The following is a 19,517-nucleotide window of genomic DNA, read 5'->3' on the forward strand; positions in this document are numbered from 1 at the left end:
CAAGCGCCGGTACATTCCAAGGACATCGCAATCGGCGCGCCGTCGGTCACCTGAGCATAAGACAATCGATCGTAGGAGTTGCATCCGGAGTCGATGGCATGTCAGGCGGTGGTGTGCCAGGCGACGCTGCGCGCCGTGACGACGTGATCGAGGTGTGGCGCGCCCCTCTCCGGAGCGCCGCCTACGTGGAGGTACCGTGTCCCACCTGTCGGCCGATCCGCCAGCCGGAGGGCTCGTTCGCGGTGAGCCAGAGATCGCTTCCCTCTGCTGCTCACTTCCTCGGCGCGACGGCGATGGTGCCCTTGATCATCCCCATGCCGCACTGGAATTGGAGCTCCCCTGCCTTCAGCTCGGGGAGGTCGATGGTCACCGGCTGTCCGGTCGGCAGCTCCTTGCGGATACCGAGGCTCGGGAAGACGACCTCCTTGGTGCAGCCGCCGCTGTCGTGGCGGACGAGCCTGAGCTGCAGCCGCTCCCCCTCGACCGCGGCGATCTTGTCGGGCACGAAGGCGCCGTGGACCATGATCTCGACCACGCGAGGGGCCTTCTGTGGCTCGGCGCTCGCGGGCTGAGAGCAGCCGAGCGCGGAGGCGACCGAGGTGATGCCCAGCGCGATCGAGAAGATTGCGTGCGTGACCTTCATGAGAAGCTCCTTTCAGGTGCCGCGGGAAGACGCGCGGGTCTCCGTCGCATTACAGTCGAGCGTGGGAGATCGGCTCGCCTGCCGGGACCGGCGACGTGCACCCCCGCGCCGCCTGAGCGCCTGCAGCGCCCCGGGCTCGTGGCTCACGAACGTCAGGTCACGAGCGGGGGCGGGGCGTAATGGCGGACCGGGGGGCGCGTCTGCTCGGCTCCGAGCCGGTTCCAAGGAACGCGGACCGGCCGCGAGGAGCGCACGCCGCGCGCGCTCCGACCCTCCAGATCCAGGGGACGCCATGACCCAGCTCGATCCCGACAAAGCACGCACCGCTGTCACGTACTCCGCCGCCGCGGATCACTTCGACGATCCGCCGCTCGCCTTCTGGGCCCGCATCGGGGAGCGCACCGTCGAGCGCGCCCGCCTGGAGCCCGGCCACCGCGTCCTCGACGTCTGCTCTGGCACCGGCGCGTCCGCCATCCCCGCGGCCCGGGCCGTCGGGCCCACGGGCTCCGTGCTCGCCGTGGATCTCGCCGAGCCATTGCTCGACCGCGGGCGCGCCAAGGCCCGCGCGCTGGGGCTATCGAACGTCGACTTCCGCTGCGCCGACGTGGAGGCGCTCGACCCGCCGCCCGGAAGCTTCGACGCCGTCATCTGCGTCTTTGGCATCTTCTTCATGCCTGACATGCCTGCCGCCGTGCGCCGGCTCTGGGGATGGCTGAAGCCCGGCGGCACGCTCGCCATCACCACATGGGGCGAACGCGTGCTCGAGCCCGGCAATACCGCGTTCTGGGACGCGATCCGGGCCCACCGCCCCGACGTCTACAAGACATTCCGGCCGTGGGAGCGCATCGACACCCCGGGCGCCCTCCGCGCCATGCTCGCGGAGGCCGGTGTTGCGGCCTGCGCCGTCGACGCCGAGCGCTCCAGCCAGGCCCTCGACTCGCCAGACGACTGGTGGATCATCGCCCTCGGGTCGGGCTACCGCGGCACGATCGACAAGCTCGATCCCGGCGCGCAGGAGGCCGTCAAGCGCGACACCCTCGCCCCGCTCCGCGAGCGCAACGCCCTCACCGCCGAGACCAACGCGCTGTACGCGATCGCCACGAAGCACCCTGGGCGTGGAGGGCCGCCTGCCCCGGTCGCCCAGTGAGCCCGGCAGCTTCTCGACGCCCGCCGGCACGGCTGACCTCGAGGGGGGCTGGGTGAGCAAGCGGCGGAGGGGGGGCCAAGCGCCCGCCCGCGGGCCGACGAATGGAATCACGGCGCTGCGACGTCGAGCTTCGTCACGATATTTCCGCCCCGGTTGGCCGAATTCGCGGCGCTGGCGTCTTGCCCGACAATGGCGACGTTTCCTTCAGGATCCACGGCGAGGCCATGCACTCTGCTGAACTCGGGGCTGAGGATGTGGGACCACGAAATATGCCCATCCCTGTCGAGCCGCACGACGAACTGCCGCTCAGCTCCGTCCTCTGCGCCGAGCGCCGTGCCGTCGGCGTCCAGGGTACCGGTGACGCTGCCCGCAACGATGGTGTTCCCGAGAGCGTAACAATTCGCGCCAACCAGCGGTCCGCCGCCGAAATCAAAGTCGCAGTGCGCGTTCCCGGCGAGGAACACGCTTCCGTCTCCATCCACCGCGATGCCAGCAAGGCCTTCCTGGGAGGCCGAGGCTGATCCATCATGGAGAGGAGCGTTCCAACTCTTCCACCAGAGATCGTTTCCCGAGGCGTCCAACCGCGCGAGTTCGAACCGCGCGAGTTTGCCCGTTCCCGTTCCGGGATCGCGGCTGTCCGAGTCGTCGGCCGCGAGCACAATTTGCCCTGAAGCGTCGACGGCCATGCTGCCGCCTACTCGCCAGTTGCCGAGCGCCGCCTTCAGGCCGAGCGCGTGAGCGGCACGCCCGTTCTACGTACCGAGGGCAGCGGCCGCTCGTAGGTTTCGCAGGAAAAGAGGGGGCCGATATAGATGAGGCAGAGGGCCAGCGTGCGAGATTTGCGTCACGGAATTCCGCAGCAGGTCCGACGCGTCGCTGGCGTCGAGGCAGACGCCGCAGGCTCGGCGCCCTGCCCTGGTTGCGGCGTGCAGCTTGCACTCACCGACAGCGCCGCCACCGGGGCCGAAGCATGGAATCACGGCGCCGCGACGTTGAGCTTCATGACGACATTTCCGGCCCCGAAGTGCGCATTCACGGCATCGACGTCTTGCCCCACAACGGCGACATTCCCTTCAGGATCCACGGCGAGCCCCAGCACGTCGATGACCTCGGAACCGAGGATTTGGACCCATGAAATATGCCCCTCGCTGTCGAACCGCATGACGAACGGCCGGGAATCTCCGTCTGGGCCGCCCGGCATGCCGTCGGCCTCCAGGCCCCCGCTGCCGACGCTGCCCGAAACGAAGGTGTTCCCGAGAGCGTCGACACCGAAGCTCACGGCGAAAGGAAAGTCGCCCCTGATGACTTGGCTCCAGAGGTGGGCTCCATCAGCGTCGAATTTCGCCACGAAGGGACTGTCGTTTGAACAATCCGTGCCATGCAGGGGTCCGCCGCCGAAATCAAAGTCGCATTGCGCGTTCCCGGCGAGGAACACGCTTCCGTCTCCGTCCACCGCGACGCCAGTAAGGCTGCGGTGGTAGCCCCAGGGTGCTCCACCCGCGAAAGGAGCGGCAAATTCCTTCCTCCAGAGTCGGTTTCCCGAGGCGTCCAACCGCGAGAGTCCGAGCCGCGTGTGTCTAGTTTGTCCGTCATCGAGGTACGAGTCGTCGGTCGCAATCACGATTTGCCCTGAGGCGTCGACGGCCAGGGTGCCGCCTGGCATGTACCTGCCGTCTGCGTACTTGCTCCAGACAAAATGTCCCATCGCATCGAACTTCGCCACGTAGGCCTTCGTCGGGTCCTCGGCAGCATCGGTTGGCGCCGTGAGCGGACCTCCCCCGAGATCGAGGAATTCGGCGAAATTTCCCGTGAACACCACGCCGCCCGTCGTCGGATCGACCGCGATGGATCGGATATCCCAATCTGTGTCATACGCGGCGTTGAGGTGCACGCTCCAGAGGGGATTGCCGGCGCTGTCGAGCTTGGCCAGGAACTTGGCGGCCCGGGGCGAGGTCATCGTCGCACCCTCGAGATCCATGGTTTGTGAGAAACTGCCTACGAGGAACATGTTGCAGTCCGCGTCGAAAACGATGTGCTCGCCGGCCTGCGGATTCGAATCATCGCCGAAGAGCTTGCTGAGGGTGTGGTTGCCCGCGGCATCGTACTTTGCCAAGAGGGCGTCGTCGGTTCCCCCGGACCGGAGCACGCCGCCGCCCATGTCGACGTCCGACGTCGTGTATCCTGTCATGCCGAGGTTGCCGGATGGATCAAAAGCGATGTCCGTGATCGCCAGCGGAAAGGTGCCGCTCGTCGCCGGCCAGTCGTCCAGGCTGAAGGGACGGGAAGCCACCGCCGCGCTGCACCTGCCCGACGAGCCGCCCGCGCCGCCGGAACCCGACGAGCCGCCCGCGCCGCCGGCGCCGCCCGCGCCCGCGCCATCGGGGTCGAGCGGCTGCTGGCCGGGGTCGAGATCACCGATCGGCACGCGATCGATGACGCACCCAAACGTGGTGGCTGAGAGAGCGACCGGGAACCACAACAAGGAGAGTGCTAGCCGCGAAAGTCGCATGATCGAGAATCCTCCACTGAGCGGCGATCTCTCTGCCCGCGCCTTTGATCACGGAATCGTATTTGAACAGCGACCCACCTTGATCATGCGCGGCGCCTGAGCGGAGCGCGGGCTCCGCGCGACGAAGGCGCACGCCTGCGACGCGGCTTCTGCGACGTGCCCTCCGGCCACGAGGGCGTCGACGCGGAGGACGTCGCGCTCGATGGCGAGGCTACCTCCTGGAAAGCGCGCCGCGTGCTCGGCGGTGAGGCGAAGGGCGAGCGGCGCGTCCCCCCGCGTGAGGGCCGCTCGCGCGGCGTCGATGAGCCGGAGCTCGTCCGATAGAACGGAGGTGGGTGTCGCAGGGGACTGCGCTACCTCCGCACTGCGGGGTTCTCGTGGAAGGGGGTCGATGGCGGGGGCGGCCGTCGCCGCAGGAACGGATGAGGGGACCTGGCGCGCGAGCCCGATCGCCTGGGGCGCGGGCGCCACGTTCTTGGTCGACGCCGCTGCGCGCGGGGCGGGCTCGGCGGCAGGGGCGGCAGCGGGCTCTGCCTTCGCAGGCAGGGCGGGCTCCTCCTGCGTGGCCTCCTGCGTGGATGAAGCGGCTGCCGGCGCCACCCCGTCGATCTCCGCCGCGCGAGGCGAGCGCATGGGGGCTGCGGGCGCGACGGCGTCCGCGTGATGGGTCGCCGCCACGTACGCGCCCCCGAGCACGAGGGCGACGGACGTGACGCCGATAGACGCGACGACCACCGCCTTCAGGCCGAGCGCGTGAGCGGCCTGCGCCGCGATCCCCCCGCTCGCCTTGGCCGCACCGACGCCGAGCTTCGTCGTTGCGACCGCGGTCGCGGTCCCCGCCGCGGCGGCCGCGAGGGCCTTCGCGCGGAGCGAGGAAGGCGCCTTCGCCGTCCTCCCGGCGCGCAGCAGCGCGCGGTCGAAGTCGTCGTACGAGTCGCTCACGGCCGCCTCCCGCCGCTCACCGGCAGACCCCTCTTCAATCGCTCCGTCGCTCGCTTCCACGCCTCACGGGCGCGGCGGAGTCGTGACGCCACGGTCCCTGGCGGCAAGTCCAGCAGATGAGCGATGTCCTCCATCGTCTCTTCTTCGATCTCATGGAGCACGAACACCGCGCGAAGCTGGTCGTCCAGCGCGTCGAGCGACGCGTCCAGCAGCCTGCGCGCGCGCGCGTCGTCGAGGCGGCTGTCCGGCTGCTCGCCCGCCGGCGCGGAGGGCTCTCCCTTGAGCTCTTCGTGACGTGCTCGCCGGGTTCGCTCGCGCCGGACCATGTGAACCACGACCGAGACGAGGTACGAGCGCTCTTTGCCGGGAAGGATCGCGTCGAGGCGCGACGCCGCCACCACGAACGCTTCCTGCGCGATGTCCTCGGCCGCCGCCTCGCCCACGCCCATCCGGCACGCGAACCGCCACAGGAACTCGAGGTGCGACGCGAGCTCTTCGAGGCGCGCCTCGCGCGCGACGTCGGTGGTGGACTCACAGGGGGAACGCGCCTGCGCGTCGACGAGTCCGCCCAGAGGGCGAGCGAGGCGGAAGGCGGTGGAACCGGGGGCGTCGTCGGTGCTGATCACGAGGGGCTCGTCCCAGGCGATCCACGAGGTCCCCGGTTTGATCACGGAAAATACGCCCCGATGGAGAGCGCGGCGTCCAGCCGGACGGCGGGGGCTTTATAGGCCGTCCCGCCGTGCACGTAGTAGAACTCGTCCCGAAGGAGGGGCAGCGCGGGCCCAACCTGCCAATCCATGAAGGACCATGCGCCGAGCAGCGCGCGCATCCGTGCGCCGGCGCCCGCCTCGAGCCACGGGCGCCATCGGCTGTAGACCGCCGGGGCTCCCTCCCCCGAGGCGAGCAACGCGCCCGCATCGAACATCATGTAAGCACTCACGAAGACGTGATCGCCGAGGGATGCGCCGAGCGGCGCCAGCGCGGCACGAGCGGTGAGCCAGGTGAGGCTCACCGACGCTCCCCCTCCGACCACGGTGCGCGGCATCGTCGCCCCCACGCCGAGCTCCGCCCATGGAAAGAACACCCGACCCGATGCGAGCCCGCCCGAGAGCCGCGCGCCTGTCGGCCCTACGTAGAGCGGTGTGGCCACGAGACCGAGCGCCGCATACAGCTTCGTCGCGGGCGTGGTCTCGCGAGCCGTGGCTCGCGACGGTCTCACCGGCGGCGCGGTGTGGGTTGGGCTGCTCTCGCGGGCTGTGCCTTGCGACGGTCTCGCCGGCGGCGTCAGGGAGGGAGGCTCGGCGCGGGAAGCTTCGACCGGGGCCTGCTCGTCCTCGCCGGCCATCGTGACGACCAGCCCGAGCGCCGAGGCGGCTTCCGCGCAGGAGTCTGCCACGATCGTGCGCGCTTCGATGGCGCCGTGAGCGCCTTCTCCGGTGATCACGAGCGTCACCGCGCTCGGCGGCTCCGCTTCGCGCACATGGACCCGGAGCCGTACTGGGGAGTCGGCGTCCACGTGCCCTCCGCGCAGCGCGGCCGCCGCCCGCACCGCGTCGAGCGTCACGCAGTGCTGCTCGTCGAGCTCCACCGCGACCCCGACGTTCGCGGCGTGGGCGGCCTCCGCTCGTATCAGAGCGAGCCATGCCACGACCGCGATCGCGCCCTGGCGGACGGCATGGCCCAGCGCGTGCACTCGACGAGGATCGCTCGACGGGGCGGAGACTTTCTGAGGTTGAGGTGCCACGGGCCGGCAGGATAAGACGAACCGCCCACCGCGCCCCCGCCTACGCCGACCGGCTCGCCAAGGGCCCTCGCCGCCGCCGGCCCGCGCGACCTGCACCTGCTCACCAGCAAGGGCGACCCGTTCCACGACGCGAACGCCGCCCTCGCCTCCGAGCTGAAACCGCGGCGACGGCTGCACGGCCTGCCGCCACCGCCGCTCGCGCAGCTGCGCCGGGCCCTCGTCGGGGAGATTGACTTTCGGATCGCGTTTGGATTTCCTGGCCCCATAGCCGGGCGACACTGTCCCGACCCAGGGGGAGGCGACGTCTTGCCGTACCGCGACAAGCTGGATGCTGCTTCGGGCACGGGGAAGCTGATCACGGTCCGCCGCTACCTCGATCCGGTCGCGGCCCAGATGGACCGCACGCTGCTCTCGGCCAACGGCATCGAGTCCCACGTGTTCGAGGCGGCGAGCTACAACCCGATGCTGAGCGGCGCCGCCGGCGGCACGCAGCTGCAGGTGCGCGAGGGCGATCTCCAGCGCGCGGAGGGGCTGCTCGAGGTCCACCCCGGGGAGGCGGCCAGCAACGACGACGAGGAGGCTGCCGGGGTCCGCTGCCCGCGCTGCGAGCTCCCCTACTGCTTCCACGAGCGCCTGCGCCTCGAGGGCTCGAGCGCCGCCGCCGCGCTCGCGATCCTCGCCGCGCCGCTCATGCTGTTCCTGCCGAGGCGCTGGCACTGCCACAAGTGCGGCCATGTCTGGGACGATCCGAAGGAGGGGCCCGCCGCGATGACGAAGCTCGAGGAGGGCGATCCGCGGCCGGTCTTCCGCCTGCGGCGCGCGCACGCGGGCATGGGCCTGTTCCTCGGCCTGCTCGCGGGCTTCTGCGGGGCGATCCTGGTCGCGGCCGCCCTGCCGCGCGGCGCCGGTGGGGAGCTCGCCTTCGCCGTGCTCGTCGGGGCGCCCTTCGTCGGCTGGGCCGTCGGTCACTGGTGGCAGTACGATCTCTGCTCCGAGCCGGGCTGCCGCACGGCGCTGACGTCCGATCGGAGGGAGTGCCCGCGCTGCGGCGGCGCCATCGCCGGCGTCGTTCGGTCGGCTGACGAGCACCACGCGGCGGCCGCGGATTTCCGGCGCGAGCTCAGCGCGCTGCGGGCGGCGGACCGGGCGCGCGAGGGCGAGAAGAAGAAGAGAAGGAAGAATCGGCCAGCCGGCGCCGCGGGTTGAGGACGAATGGCCCTTGCCCCTCGAACGCCTTGGCCGCTTGGAGGATGTCGCCCGCATGCCTGACAGCGCTCTCACCGCCGTCGTCGATGACACGATCTGGACCCTGGACCGCCCCGTGTGGTTCAGCGGGGTACGGATGCGCGCCCGCACAACGGTCGTACGCCTCGAGGACGGCAGTTTGCTCCTGCACACCCCGGCCCCTCCCACCGATGCGCTGGCAGAGCAGCTACGCGCCCTGGGCCCCGTGCGCTGGCTCTTGGTACCCAACTGCTGGCATCATCTCGGGACACCCGCGGCGGCGGCCCGTTTCCCCGAGGCGCGCGTGGTGGGACCGGCGTCGGCGCGGAGCAGGAACAAGGCGCTGAGACTCCACATGGATATCCACGACGCCAAGTTCGGCGAGCAGGTCCCCGAGCTCGAGGCCTTGCCGCTCCGGGGCGTGCCGTTCTGGGACGAGACAGTGCTCTACCATCGGCCGACGCAAACCCTGCTGGGCGCAGACATCGTCCTTTGCGCCTGCGCCAAGGACCACTGGACTTTGCGTTATGCCGCGCGCCTCACTGGCTTCTACGAGCGGGTGCGCGTTCCTCCCGACGCCAGAAAGAAGATCCCGGACAAGACCGCGGCCGCGCGCTCCATCCGCGCCATGCTGGAGCGACCGGCCCAGCGTCTCATCGTGGGGCATGCCGAGGTCATCGAAGAAGGTTGGCGCGACGGCCTCGCAGGAGCCTGGCGACTGGAGGGCGTGGAGGTGTAAGTCGGGCGGCAACGCTCCGTTAGCGAGCCCACGCGCGGGCGAGCGGCGTCCGAGGCGGCTCGGTCATCCCTTGACAAGGTGCCGTTCGATCACGCCCACTGGTATACGTCCGCGCCGTCATGGGGGTGTTGCGGGGACGTGAGGCGCATGGTCACCGGTCTCGATCTTCATGCAACGCTGCATCGCATCGTGACGGACGCCGTGGGCGCCGTGCCCTCCGCGCAGCGAGCGAGCCTCCTGGCCCGGGACGGGGAGCAGCTGGTCTACAAGGCCTCTGTCGGCCTCGCTGGCGTGCTGGCGAGCCCGCAGGAGGTCGCCGGCGGCGCGGTGCCGGCCACCGTGATCGCGACGCTCTCGACGCTCTCGACGCTCTCGACGCTCTCGACGCTCTCGACGCCTGATTCCGCGGACAGCGCTCGGGTCATGGCGGCCGCCGACTGGTACCGCGAGCACCTGCCGGGCGCGTCGGCGCTGCACCTCGTGCCCGCGGGCGCGGTCGTCCTCCTCACCCCGGTGCACGTGCAGGGACAGACGATCGGCGTGCTCGCCGTCGAGCAGCCGGGCGGGCAGGCGCCTTCCGGCGAGGGCTGGGCGCGGCTCCGCGCGCTGGCCGCGAGCGCCGGCGCGGCGCTGGAGCGGCGAGAGCTCTACAACGACAAGGCGCGGTCGGCCCAGGAGGTGCGCGTGCTCGAGGGGGTGCTGAACGCGGTGGCCGCGCGGACCAGCACGCACGAGCTCGTCGAGATGATCTCGAAAGGCATCAAGAGCGTGCAGCTCGGGCCGCAATGGCGCTCCGTGCACCTCGTCCTGCTGAGCGACGCTCCCTCCGGGGGCGCGCGCGGCGACGCCGCGGCCCGCGAGATCCGCGTCTACCACGTCCCGCACCGATCGCCGCTGGCGTTCTGGAACAACGTGCGTGACGGCGCCCTCATCGCTGGGCGCAGCGTCGGCATCCACGTGGACGTCCGCAACGCCCCCGCCCACAGCGCCGTCGAGCAGCGCGGCATCCTCGAGGACGCCATCGACCGGGGCGTGCACGGTATCGCCGTGGCGCCGATCACCCCGGAGGTCCTCGAGCCGGCGATCCGCCGGGCGGCGCAGGCCGGGGTCCCGGTGGTCACGATCGACACGCCGCCCGCCGAGGGCAGCTGCGCTCAGGCCTATATCGGCACCGACAACGTGGCGGCAGGGCGGCTCGCCGCGGAGATGATGGCCCGGCTGCTCCCGGGCGGGGGCAAGATCGGCGCGCTGACGTTCTGGCTCAGCGCCATGAACAGCCGCGAGCGCGTCGAGGCGTTCCGTGCGGCGGTTTCGGGCACGCGCGCGCCCTTCGACCTGCAGCCGCCGGCAGAGGACCGGTTCGACATCGAGCTCGGGATGCGGATCGCCCGGGAAGCCGTGCAGACCGGAGGAATCGCCGGCGCCTTCGGCGTCTGCGCCGAGAACGGCCTGTCGTGGGGCGCGGCCGCGAGGGCGCTGGGGCGGGCGGGGGAGCTCAAGATCGTCGCCTTCGATCTGCTCACGGACACGCTCGAGATGCTCCGGGAAGGGACCATCCACGCCGTCCTGGTCCAGCGCGAGCACGAGATGGGCTACCGCGCGGTGCGGGTGCTCCACGACATCCTATCGAAGGGCGTCGAGGCGGCCCTGGCCGGGCTGCCCACGCGCGCCGGCTCCGGGGGAGGGTCCGCGCTGCGCTTCATCGACACCGGCATCGACGTCGTGACCATCGAGCGCACGCCCTGGTCGCTCCCCCTCTCCGACTACCTGCCTCTCGACGCGAACCGCAAGGCGGCGAAGCGGAGGGAGCAGCTCCCCTTCGAGAGCCGCGCGAAGGAGCTCCTCCTCGTCACCGTGGACGCGGGGAACGAGGGGTACCGCGAGGAGCGCGCCCCCCTCGACGCGAGGTCGATGGTCGGGCGGGTGCTGAGCACCGCCCGGCCGATCCTCGTCGACACGCACTCGAGCGAGCTCCACGACGCGCCCGATGTCGTCGAGGCGCGCGGGAAGGGGGCGCATACCCTGGTCGGCGTCCCGCTGCTCGCCGGCGGGTCCGCCTTCGGCGCCCTGGTCCTGGAGAGCGGGCGCCGGGCGGCGTGCTCGCTCGACGATCTCACGATGATCGAGCGCATCGTCGACACGATGGCCGTGGCGATCGAGAACGCGCGGCTCGTCCACCGGATCACCGAGCGGACCCATGAGCTCGAGCGCGCGAACCGGCACCAGGAGTCGCTGCTCGACACGATCCGCGAGCTCTCGAGCCCGGTCGTGCCCATCGCGCGGAACATCCTCGTGATGCCGATCGTCGGGACGATGGACGCGCAGCGGTCGGGCCGCTTCATCGAGTCGATGCTGCAGGACATCACCGAGCACCACGCGCGCGTGGTGCTGGTCGACGTCACGGGGATGGCGGTCGTCGACGCCGCGTCGGTGGAGCACCTCCTGCGGGCGGCGCGGGCGGCGCGGCTGCTCGGCGCCGAGGTCGTGCTCGTCGGCGTCACGCCGGCGGCGGCGCGGCTGATGGTGGAGCAGGGGGTGGACCTCGGGAGCGTCATCACCCGCTCGACCCTGGAGCTCGGGTTCGCTTACGCGCTGTCGAAGACCGGCGGCCAGATCGTCTATCGCCGCTCACCGCACCCTCAGCCCTTCTGAGCCGAGCCGATACGGGGCGGCGAGGAGTCGGACCGCCGGGGGACCGGGCTACTTCTTCATCTCGGCGAGCGTGGCCCTGAACTGCGTGACGTTCTCCTTGTTGATCACGTCGACCCCGGTGTCGATCACCTTGCTCGGGGGGATGGCGGCGATGGCCGCGTCGCCCTCGGTCGCGAGGCGGTGGAGCCACTTGCTCCCCAGGTAACCGAACTGGAACGGCTTCTGCACGACGGTGCAGGCGACAGTGCCGTTCTCGATGCCGGCGAGCGTCGCGTCCTCCTCGTCGAACACGGCCGGCTTGACCTTGCCCTTCTTCCCGAGCGCCTCGACGGCGGCGACGATGGCCGGCCCATTGTACGACCAGAGGCCGGTCGCGACGTCGAGGTCCGGGTGGGCGTTGATGATGTCCTCCACGTTCGTGCGCGCCTTGGCGAGGTCGGTGTTGTCCTCGCGCTTGTCGACGAGCTGGATGTTGTGGGGTGTGACCACGTCCTGAATGCCCTTGAGGCGCTGGGCCGCGTTGTCGACAGCGAACATGCCGACGAAGGCGGCCATCTTCCCGCCGTTCGGCAAGAGCTTCACGATCTCGTTGCCGAGCACCTTGCCGGCCTCGTAGTTGTTCGTGCCGATGTAGAGCAGCCGGTTCGATTTCGGGGCGTCGGAGTCGAACGTGATCAGCTTGACCTTCTCCGCGACCTTGTTGAGCACGGTCACCTGATCGTCCGGCGCCAGGACGCTCACGCCGACGGCGTCGTAGCCCTGGCTGGCGAGGCTCTCGAGGATCTGGTTCTGCTCCGTGGGCGTGCTGACCTGCGGCACCTTGAGGTCAACTTGGATCTTGGCCTCTTGCTCGTACTTGTGCACACCGGCGAACGCGATCTTCCAGAAGTCGCTGGATCCGTTCGTCACGAACGCGACCTTGATTACCTTGGCCGTGGCTTCTTTGCCGTTGCTTTTGCTGCTGATCTCGCCCCCACCTCCCTGATCGCAGCCTGCGATCGACGCCATCGACAGCATGGTGAACGCCGCACATGCGAGCTTCCAGAGACCCTTCTGATGCTTCACGGCAGCTCTCCTCGGTTCGTCCGCGCGAAGCGTGCGTCGAGACGACGTCGCTGCTCCGCGACAGCGGTGATGCCCCGGAGCGATGTTAGCGACTCACCTCGCCGATGTCGCGCCTCGCGTGAACGACCCGGGCCGAGCACCGAGCTGACGCGCAGGTTCGTTGGTTCCGGCACGGTGCGAGCGTGTGCGAGACCACCAGATCTGGATAACGAGTGAGGCGAGGCACATTGTGCCTACAAACCAGGTGGATGCTTTTGCGGGCCGTCTGCTCGCGGGGGGATCCGGCCGCGGTGATGCTGAATCGATCGCTTTTGGGATGATTCGCTGTTCCCCGGCAGCGAGCCGACGCGAGCGGCGGGCTCGACGTTCGGCCTGAGCTTGCTCACCTCTCCGGTGCCGCCGGCAGCCCGAGCAGCCGACCGAGCGCCTCGTGAACCGGTGCTAGCCGGAGCGCCCGAACAGGCTCAGCAACCGCCTGAGCAGCCCCGGCTTCGCGGTCGGCGCGCTCGCCGCCGGCGCCGGCGCCGCCTGGTCGCGGCGTGTTGACCTCGGCGCCGCATCGCGGGGCTTCGCCACGGCGGCGTCACGGGGCTTTGCTGCAGCGGGAGGCGCTCCGGGCTCCTCACGGCCGGCCTCCACGCGCTGGTCCGCGGTGGGCTCGGCCGCGCGGCTCGGTGCCTGCTTCGCTGCCTTCTTTTCGGCCCGCGCCTGGACTCTGGCCTTCATTGCCTCCTTGGCGGTGAGCGCGGGCTTCTTCTTCCGCGGGAATGCGGCGCTCGGCGGAGGCACCCACACGGCGTCCCGGCGCGGCTCGGGGGTCGCCGTCGTCTCCGGCGCCGGCGCCACGCCGCGCGTCTCGGCGGGCTGCGGCTGCCGCGACGCCCTGGAGGCGTTGGCCTCTCCCGCGGCGGGCGCGCGCTTCGCCTCGGCGAGCGCGGCGTTGCGCTCCGCCTCGCTCTGCGCGGGGTCCGCGGCGGCGGCAGCACGCTGCTCTCGCGTGGCGGCGCCCGGCGCTGGATGGGCCGCGGGCGCGCGGGTCTGGGTAGCGCCCCCGGCGCCTGTCCGGCCGCGCGGCGTCGCCCCATCCCGCGCCCCCCTGGCCTTGTCCGGCGAGCGGCGCTCGGCCGCGTTGCCGTCGCGCGCCCCGCGCTCGGCCGGGCCGCTGTCGCGTCCTGCGCGCTCCGCCGGTCCGCGCTCGCGCGCTCCACGGTCGGCAGGTCCGCGCTCCGCTGGCCGCGCCGAGCGCCGCGGCGGCAGCTCCTGCGCGGGCGCTGGCGTGCGCGGCCGGCGCATGTCGATGACCCGCGGCGGCCGCGATCGAGCCGGCGCAGCGGCGGCGGGCGCAGCGGCGGCCGGCGCTGCCACGGCGTCTTCCGCGCTCGCTGCGCCCGCCGTCGTGGTCGTCGTCGTGCCGCCGGAAGAGGCCTCAGCGCCCGCCTCCGCCGGCTCTCCGGCGGCTTCCGTCGCGCGATCCTCGATGGGCTCCGGGCTCTCCGGTTGCCCCTCCCCGTTTTCCGCTGTGCTTTGCTCGACCATGGGGCTCCTCCATAGCGTTGTCGGGCGCTCCGCGAAACCGGATCTCACCGCCTCGCACGCGCGGCCTGCGCGGTGCGTGGCGTTCGAAGAGGGAAAAGAGGGATGAGGCGGCCGCGCCGCGCGAAGCTGCGCGCCGTGTGCCATTGCGGCAAGCCGGCCCGGTGCGCTCGGCCCCGGCCGGCTTGCCCAGCGGCCCGGCTACTCGCCCAGGTAGGGGACGAGGTTGACGGTCTCGCGATCGAGCTGGTGAATCCCGAAGCGGCCGGCGGCGAACAGGACCTCCTCGCCGCTGGTCACGAACCTCTCGGGCCAGCCCCAGAGCGGGAAGAACGCCTGTGCCTTCGGCGCCTCGGGCTCCTCGAGGGAGATCGCCAGGGCGCCGCCGGGCACCTCGAAGAGCGCCCGCATGTCGGCCGTGTGGCGCAGCGACGCCCACGAGGCGAGTCGGACGGTGGAGAGCACGTCGAACTCGGGGATCGCGGGGTCCTCGTTCTCGTTCTCCGGCTCGGGCGGCGGCGCCTCACCCGCCGGCGAGAGCGTGGTCAGCTTCTGGTTGGGATCCCAGCCAGCGTACCACCCGTTGCTCGGACGCCAGATCAGGCTGTGGGACAGGACGGGCAGCCCGCGGCCATCGATGGAGATCGCGTTGACCTGGCGGTCCGGGAACTTCTGGTACTCCTGCAGGTACGCGAGCCCCTCGTGCACCTCGAGCCGCGCGATCGCCGTCTCGATGAACTGCTGGCCCCACACCCTGTCGCTCGCGTAGATCGACGCGCCCTGGATCGCGAGCACCTCGCCGGGCACGTTGATCCCCGGATCGAGCGCCGGCTGCGACGGGTTGGTCAGGTCGAGGTGCGTGAGGAAGTACTGCGTGCGCGGGCGCGGATCGTCCGGCGCGCGGCCGCTGATCGAGCGCTTGATGTTGAAGTAGAGCTCCCCGTCGTCGTTGAGGACGTTCACGGTCTCGTTGTCGTCCGGCAGCGCGACGGCCGGCGCCACGGTCGGGTGGTCCGGGTCGGAGAGGTCGACCACGTGGATCTCGATCTGTGCCCAGCTGCGGCGCGGGACGTACTCATAACAATACGTCGACGTGATCCCCACGATGTCGTTCCGGTCGACCTCGACCGGCGTGCAGCTCGTGTCCGCGCCGGGGTGGTCCGTGCACTCGGCGAACCCGCCGTTGCAGTACTCCTCGCCGCCGATGTTGCGGCACGTCCGCTCTCCGGCCATGTACGTGCAGCCTTCCTGCCCGAAGCAGCCCGGATTCTCGACCGAGTTGGTCCGGCACGCCCAGCCGACCCCGAGGTCCTCGGAGTGGCCGATGACGCGCAGGAAGGCGAGGGCGTCGCGCGCGGGGTGCACGGTCGAGAACGAGCTCCCCCCGCCGTAGTAGCCGCCCGTGGCGGGGAGATCGCTCGTGTCGAGCGTGCCCGCCCGCCGCGGCGCGGTCGGGTCGGACAGGTCGATCACCTCGAGGTGGGTCACCTTGCCCACCCAGTTCTCGAAGGTGGTGGTCAGCGACACGAGCAGATCGCCCACCTGATGGAGCTCTGCGTCGGCCGGCAGATCGAAGGTGGCGATCGGCTGCGCGAGCTGGGTGAGCCCGGCGCTCGGCACGACCTCCGCCTTGACCTTCCGGTTCTCGGCGGGGGTCCAGTAGAGATCGTAAGGCATCTTCACGCGGACGCGGTGCTCGCCGAACGCGAAGACCTTCACATAATCCGGGGCGAGATCGAGGTGTCCGAGCTTCTCGGGCGTGTCGAGCTTGTCCTGCGCGTAGAGGGTGAGCTCCTCATCGGAGACGTTCGCGGTGGCGATGTCCTCGGCGCGGAACGTGCGGCGCGCGGGGGTCCCGTGCTCCATCACGCCGCGGCGGGTCAGCGTGGTGTCCGAGAAGGTGAAGATCTGCACGCCGGAGAACGGCCGCCGGGTGTTGTCCACGATCCTGCTCGCGGAGAACGGGAGCAGCACGAGGCCCGTCTCGGGCTCTCCGGTCGCCGCCACGGCGTCCACCGCGTCGTCGAGCACGGTGAACGCGCGGTGATCCCAGTCGGCCTCGGACCAGCTCCAGCCCTGGGCGCCGCCGTCGATCTCGGCGCGCGCCACCAGGGGATCCTGGCTCGTCATATCGGTGATGTCGTAGAGGCTGGCCGCGAGCTGCCGGCCGTTCTGGTCGTTCACGCCGATCCCGATCAGGCGGGTCGCGCCGAGGACCGGGCGGAAGAAGTTGTTCCACCCCGACACGATGAACTCGCTCTCCTCGGTGACGTTCCCGCTCGGATCGATGGAGAAGGCGTGGAAGGGATCCTGGCGCCGGTAGGTGACCGCGAACGCCCTGTCGTCCAGGAAGATGGCGCCGTAGAGCGACTGTTCGGCGCCGAACTCCTCGCTGTCGATCGGCACGATGTTGTCGGGATCGGCCGCGTTCCACGTCTCGAGGTAGCTGGGCGTCCCGTCGGCCCACTGCGGACCGGAGAAGACCCGCAGCATGTTGTCGCGGAAGTCCATGTGGAACTGGGAGCGCACGTAGCTGGCCGTGCTCACGCTGTCGCGCAGCACCATCGACCCGTCGCGGTTCGAGATGTCGATGATCGAGATCTCGCTGGGATCCTGCGACCAGCTGCCGCCGTTGCGCGCCACGAGGAGCACGTCCGCCTCCGCGTGGATGGCGGTCACGGTGTCGCCGAGCTCGATCTCGCTGCGCGGGGCGAGCGCGTCGGCGCCGACGTCGAAGCTCCGGACGAGGGTCTTGTTGACCCACTGGAACTGCCCGGGGTTGATCTCCTCGAGCTCCGAGCCGTTCGAGGCGATGTAGAGCGAGCTCGCGCTCTCGCCGCGCGCGAGGCGGCTCGTCATGATGGCGCCCGTGACCGGGTATTGCGACAAGAGCTTCGGCGCGGCGCGGTCGGCGATGTCGATGAACAGCACGGTCCCGCCGGTCCGCCGCTCCACGGTGAGGCCGTCGGCCTTGAGCTGATAGCCGGCCCAGTCGTTCAGGAGCACGACCGCGCGGTCGCCGACGACGTACATCTCGACCGGGGTGCCGGCGATCTGCATCTGGCCGAGGAACTTCGGGTCCGACGGGTCCTGGATGTCGATGACCTGCAGGCCGCGGAAGGTGTTGAGGTTGAGGATCTGCCCGCCGCCGAGGACGCGGTAGATGTCGCCTTCCTCGAGCTCGCGGCTCTCTTCCTCTTCCTCCTCCTCTTCTTCCTCCTCTTCTTCCTCCTCGCCGAGGTACCCCTCGGTGAACGGATCATCGGCCGACACGAAGTCGGTGGGCCCCTCCGGGGTCTCAGGCTCCTCGGGCTCCTCGGGCTCCTCGGGCTCTTCCTTGGGAGGATCCGGCTCCTCCTCCTCGGGCGGAGGGTTCTCGTTCTCTTCTTCGGGTGGGGTCTGCTCCTGGGGCTCGGGCTTGTTGTCGTCGCTCCCGCATCCCTGTCCGAGCAGCAAGAGCAGCGCGGCCATCACGCTGGCCTGCGCTGACAGCACACCTCTGAATAACGCTCTTCTCTTCGCCACAGCTACTCCTCCCTGGCACCTCGCATGAGGTGCGGAGACTGCGCACATCGATGTGTCCTACACGGTTCAACGTGGTCGGAACGTCGCGATCCGAGGGCGGCGGTGCGGCGAGTCTCCGGCGAGCGGTCGAGGGCGCGTCCGGCACGGCGCAGCCCGCGATCGAGCCGATCTTCGCGGCTTCGCGCTACCGCGGACCGTGAGCTTGCATCCAGCGGAGTATCCACCTTCTGGAGTGGCTCCTCAATGTGGAATGCTGTTACGGAACGGCGGCAGAGCGGATTGCTCTGCGTGGCGCAGGATGGGTTCTTGGTGGAGCGGAGCGCCGAAAGCTCACAGTTGGCGGCGTCTGCCCACACGACGGTTCGGACAGCGCTGGTTGCCGTCGGCTCTTGCCGGTCTGCGGGGCGCTCGACGCCTTCTATCGTGACGTCGAGCGGCGCGGGGCCCGCGCTCGTCGCGCGCCGGTCACGCGGCCTCTTCCTTCTCCTCCGCCCGCGCCACCGGCAGCGCCACGAAGAACGTCGACCCCTTCGAGACCACGCTCTCCACCCAGATCCGCCCGCCATGGCCCTCGACGACCCGCTGCGCGATCGCCAGCCCGAGGCCCGTCGAGCGCTCCCCCCCGGTGCTGACCGTCCTCGCCCGCCCGAACGGCCGGAAGAGCTTCCCGAGGTCCTCCGCCGCGATCCCGGGCCCCTCGTCCTTCACCGACAGGAGCACCTCGGCCCCCCCGCCGGCGTCCTCCCCCCGGCCGCCGTGGACCCGGACGCGGATGGTCGTGCCCGGAGGCGCGTAGTGGATGGCGTTGCTGATGAGGTTGTTGAGCACCTGCTCCAGCTTGTGGACGTCGACCTCGACCCGCGGGACGCCCTCGTCGCTCTCGACGACGAGCTTCATGTTCTTCTGCCCCGCCAGCACCATGTTGAGCGCGACGTTCGACTCGACGAGCTGGACGATATCCGTGCTCTTCCTGTCGAGGTTCAGCTTGCCGAGCTCGATCATCGACACGTCGAGCAGATCGTTGATGAGCGAGAGCATGAATTTGCTCGAGCTCCTGATCATGTTGACGATCTCGACGCCGCCCTCTTTGAGCAGCGACGACGGCTCCCCGCGCCGGTGGCTCATCAGCATGAAATCGCTGTAGCCCAGGATGACGCCGAGCGGGTTCCTGAGGTCGTGGGCCGCCATGCCGACGAAGCGGTTCTTCTCCTCGTTCAGCCGGACCAGCTCCGCGTTCTTCGCCGCGAGCTCCTCGTGCATCTGGACGAGCTGCCGGTTGCTCTCCTCCAGCGTGTCGGCGTACTGCTTGAGCTTGAGCTGGCACCTCTTGTGCTCGATCGCATAGCGGATCGTGCGCTCGAGGTTTTGCGCGTCGAACCTCCCCTTCACCAGGTAATCCGCGACGCCCGCGCTCATCGCGGCCATGTCGATCTCCTCGTCGCCGACCCCCGTCAGCATGATGATGGGGATCGCGCAGCCGAGGTGGTTGGCCTCACGCACGACGTCGAGGCCCGTCCGGGCGTCGAGCCGGAAGTCGAGGAGGCACACGTCGTAGCCGCCGGCGCGCAGCGCCTGGATCGCCTCGTCCGAGCTGCTCAGCCACGTCACGTCGTACCGGGTGCGGGGAACGTCGCGGAGGAGCCGCCGTGTGACGAGGTGGTCGACCTCGTCGTCATCCACAAGAAGGACCTTCATCGCGCTGTCGTTCATCGGGAGCCTCGACCACGCCGGACATCGGCGCTCTCCCGCCGGCAAGCTTCGCGCCACGCCGCCTGCTCCACCCCCGCCGCGGCG

14 protein-coding genes are annotated in these 19,517 nt (G+C 70.3%); 4 read left to right on the top strand and 10 right to left on the bottom strand.

Annotated elements, in window-relative coordinates; all coding sequences use genetic code 11:
- Positions 1 to 271: 271 nt before the first annotated feature.
- Positions 272 to 643 carry a cupredoxin domain-containing protein gene (locus WME82_RS12835; RefSeq protein WP_438043081.1) on the bottom strand — a complete coding sequence of 124 codons (372 nt, stop codon included), beginning with the start codon at positions 641 to 643 and terminating at the stop codon, positions 272 to 274.
- 292 nt (positions 644 to 935) lie between these two features.
- Here WME82_RS12835 and WME82_RS12840 point away from each other — a divergent pair, with 292 nt between their 5' ends.
- On the top strand, positions 936 to 1,790 hold the full coding sequence (locus tag WME82_RS12840) for a class I SAM-dependent methyltransferase (RefSeq protein WP_437915873.1): 855 nt from the start codon (positions 936 to 938) through the stop codon (positions 1,788 to 1,790).
- 107 nt (positions 1,791 to 1,897) lie between these two features.
- Here the strand turns inward: WME82_RS12840 and WME82_RS12845 are convergent, their stop codons facing one another.
- The 5 genes from WME82_RS12845 to WME82_RS12865 all read right to left on the bottom strand — a co-directional run bounded on the left by WME82_RS12845 (position 1,898) and on the right by WME82_RS12865 (position 6,889).
- Positions 1,898 to 2,476: a hypothetical protein gene (locus WME82_RS12845; protein WP_438043082.1), complete on the bottom strand. Its 579-nt coding sequence runs from the start codon at positions 2,474 to 2,476 to the stop codon at positions 1,898 to 1,900.
- A 290-nt stretch (positions 2,477 to 2,766) separates the two neighbouring features.
- Positions 2,767 to 4,299 (bottom strand): hypothetical protein, encoded by a 1,533-nt coding sequence (locus tag WME82_RS12850; protein ID WP_438043083.1) that lies wholly within the window; start codon positions 4,297 to 4,299, stop codon positions 2,767 to 2,769.
- 48 nt (positions 4,300 to 4,347) lie between these two features.
- On the bottom strand, positions 4,348 to 5,241 hold the full coding sequence (locus tag WME82_RS12855) for a hypothetical protein (RefSeq protein ID WP_438043084.1): 894 nt from the start codon (positions 5,239 to 5,241) through the stop codon (positions 4,348 to 4,350).
- On the bottom strand, positions 5,238 to 5,912 hold the full coding sequence (locus WME82_RS12860; protein ID WP_438043085.1) for an RNA polymerase sigma factor: 675 nt from the start codon (positions 5,910 to 5,912) through the stop codon (positions 5,238 to 5,240). Before WME82_RS12860 ends, WME82_RS12855 begins: the two co-directional genes overlap by 4 nt.
- The gene (locus tag WME82_RS12865; protein WP_437745739.1) at positions 5,909 to 6,889 is read right to left on the bottom strand and encodes a hypothetical protein; all 981 of its coding nucleotides are present in this window, start codon (positions 6,887 to 6,889) and stop codon (positions 5,909 to 5,911) included. Before WME82_RS12865 ends, WME82_RS12860 begins: the two co-directional genes overlap by 4 nt.
- A gap of 402 nt (positions 6,890 to 7,291) precedes the next feature.
- On the opposite strand from WME82_RS12865, the gene WME82_RS12870 reads away from it, so the two are divergent.
- The 3 genes from WME82_RS12870 (at position 7,292) to WME82_RS12880 (ending at position 11,600) form a co-directional block, all read left to right on the top strand.
- Positions 7,292 to 8,191, top strand: coding sequence for a hypothetical protein (locus tag WME82_RS12870; protein WP_438043086.1), 900 nt, complete (start codon positions 7,292 to 7,294; stop codon positions 8,189 to 8,191).
- 55 nt (positions 8,192 to 8,246) lie between these two features.
- Positions 8,247 to 8,948, top strand: a complete 702-nt coding sequence (locus WME82_RS12875) for a DUF4336 domain-containing protein (RefSeq protein ID WP_437915877.1) — start codon at positions 8,247 to 8,249, stop codon at positions 8,946 to 8,948.
- 147 nt (positions 8,949 to 9,095) lie between these two features.
- Positions 9,096 to 11,600: a substrate-binding domain-containing protein gene (locus WME82_RS12880; RefSeq protein WP_438043087.1), complete on the top strand. Its 2,505-nt coding sequence runs from the start codon at positions 9,096 to 9,098 to the stop codon at positions 11,598 to 11,600.
- A gap of 48 nt (positions 11,601 to 11,648) precedes the next feature.
- Here WME82_RS12880 and WME82_RS12885 read toward each other — a convergent pair whose 3' ends face one another.
- The 4 genes from WME82_RS12885 to WME82_RS12900 all read right to left on the bottom strand — a co-directional run bounded on the left by WME82_RS12885 (position 11,649) and on the right by WME82_RS12900 (position 19,418).
- Positions 11,649 to 12,665, bottom strand: coding sequence for a sugar-binding protein (locus WME82_RS12885; protein WP_438043088.1), 1,017 nt, complete (start codon positions 12,663 to 12,665; stop codon positions 11,649 to 11,651).
- A 441-nt stretch (positions 12,666 to 13,106) separates the two neighbouring features.
- The gene (locus WME82_RS12890) at positions 13,107 to 14,201 is read right to left on the bottom strand and encodes a hypothetical protein (RefSeq protein WP_438043089.1); all 1,095 of its coding nucleotides are present in this window, start codon (positions 14,199 to 14,201) and stop codon (positions 13,107 to 13,109) included.
- Positions 14,202 to 14,399: 198 nt separating this feature from the next.
- On the bottom strand, positions 14,400 to 17,693 hold the full coding sequence (locus WME82_RS12895) for a beta-propeller domain-containing protein (RefSeq protein WP_438043090.1): 3,294 nt from the start codon (positions 17,691 to 17,693) through the stop codon (positions 14,400 to 14,402).
- A 495-nt stretch (positions 17,694 to 18,188) separates the two neighbouring features.
- The gene (locus WME82_RS12900; RefSeq protein WP_437870884.1) at positions 18,189 to 19,418 is read right to left on the bottom strand and encodes an ATP-binding protein; all 1,230 of its coding nucleotides are present in this window, start codon (positions 19,416 to 19,418) and stop codon (positions 18,189 to 18,191) included.
- Between the last annotated feature and the right edge of the window lie 99 nt (positions 19,419 to 19,517).

The organism is Sorangium sp. So ce128 (assembly GCF_051525245.1).
In the GTDB taxonomy this organism is placed as follows: Bacteria; Myxococcota_A; Polyangia; order Polyangiales; family Polyangiaceae; genus Sorangium; species Sorangium cellulosum_B.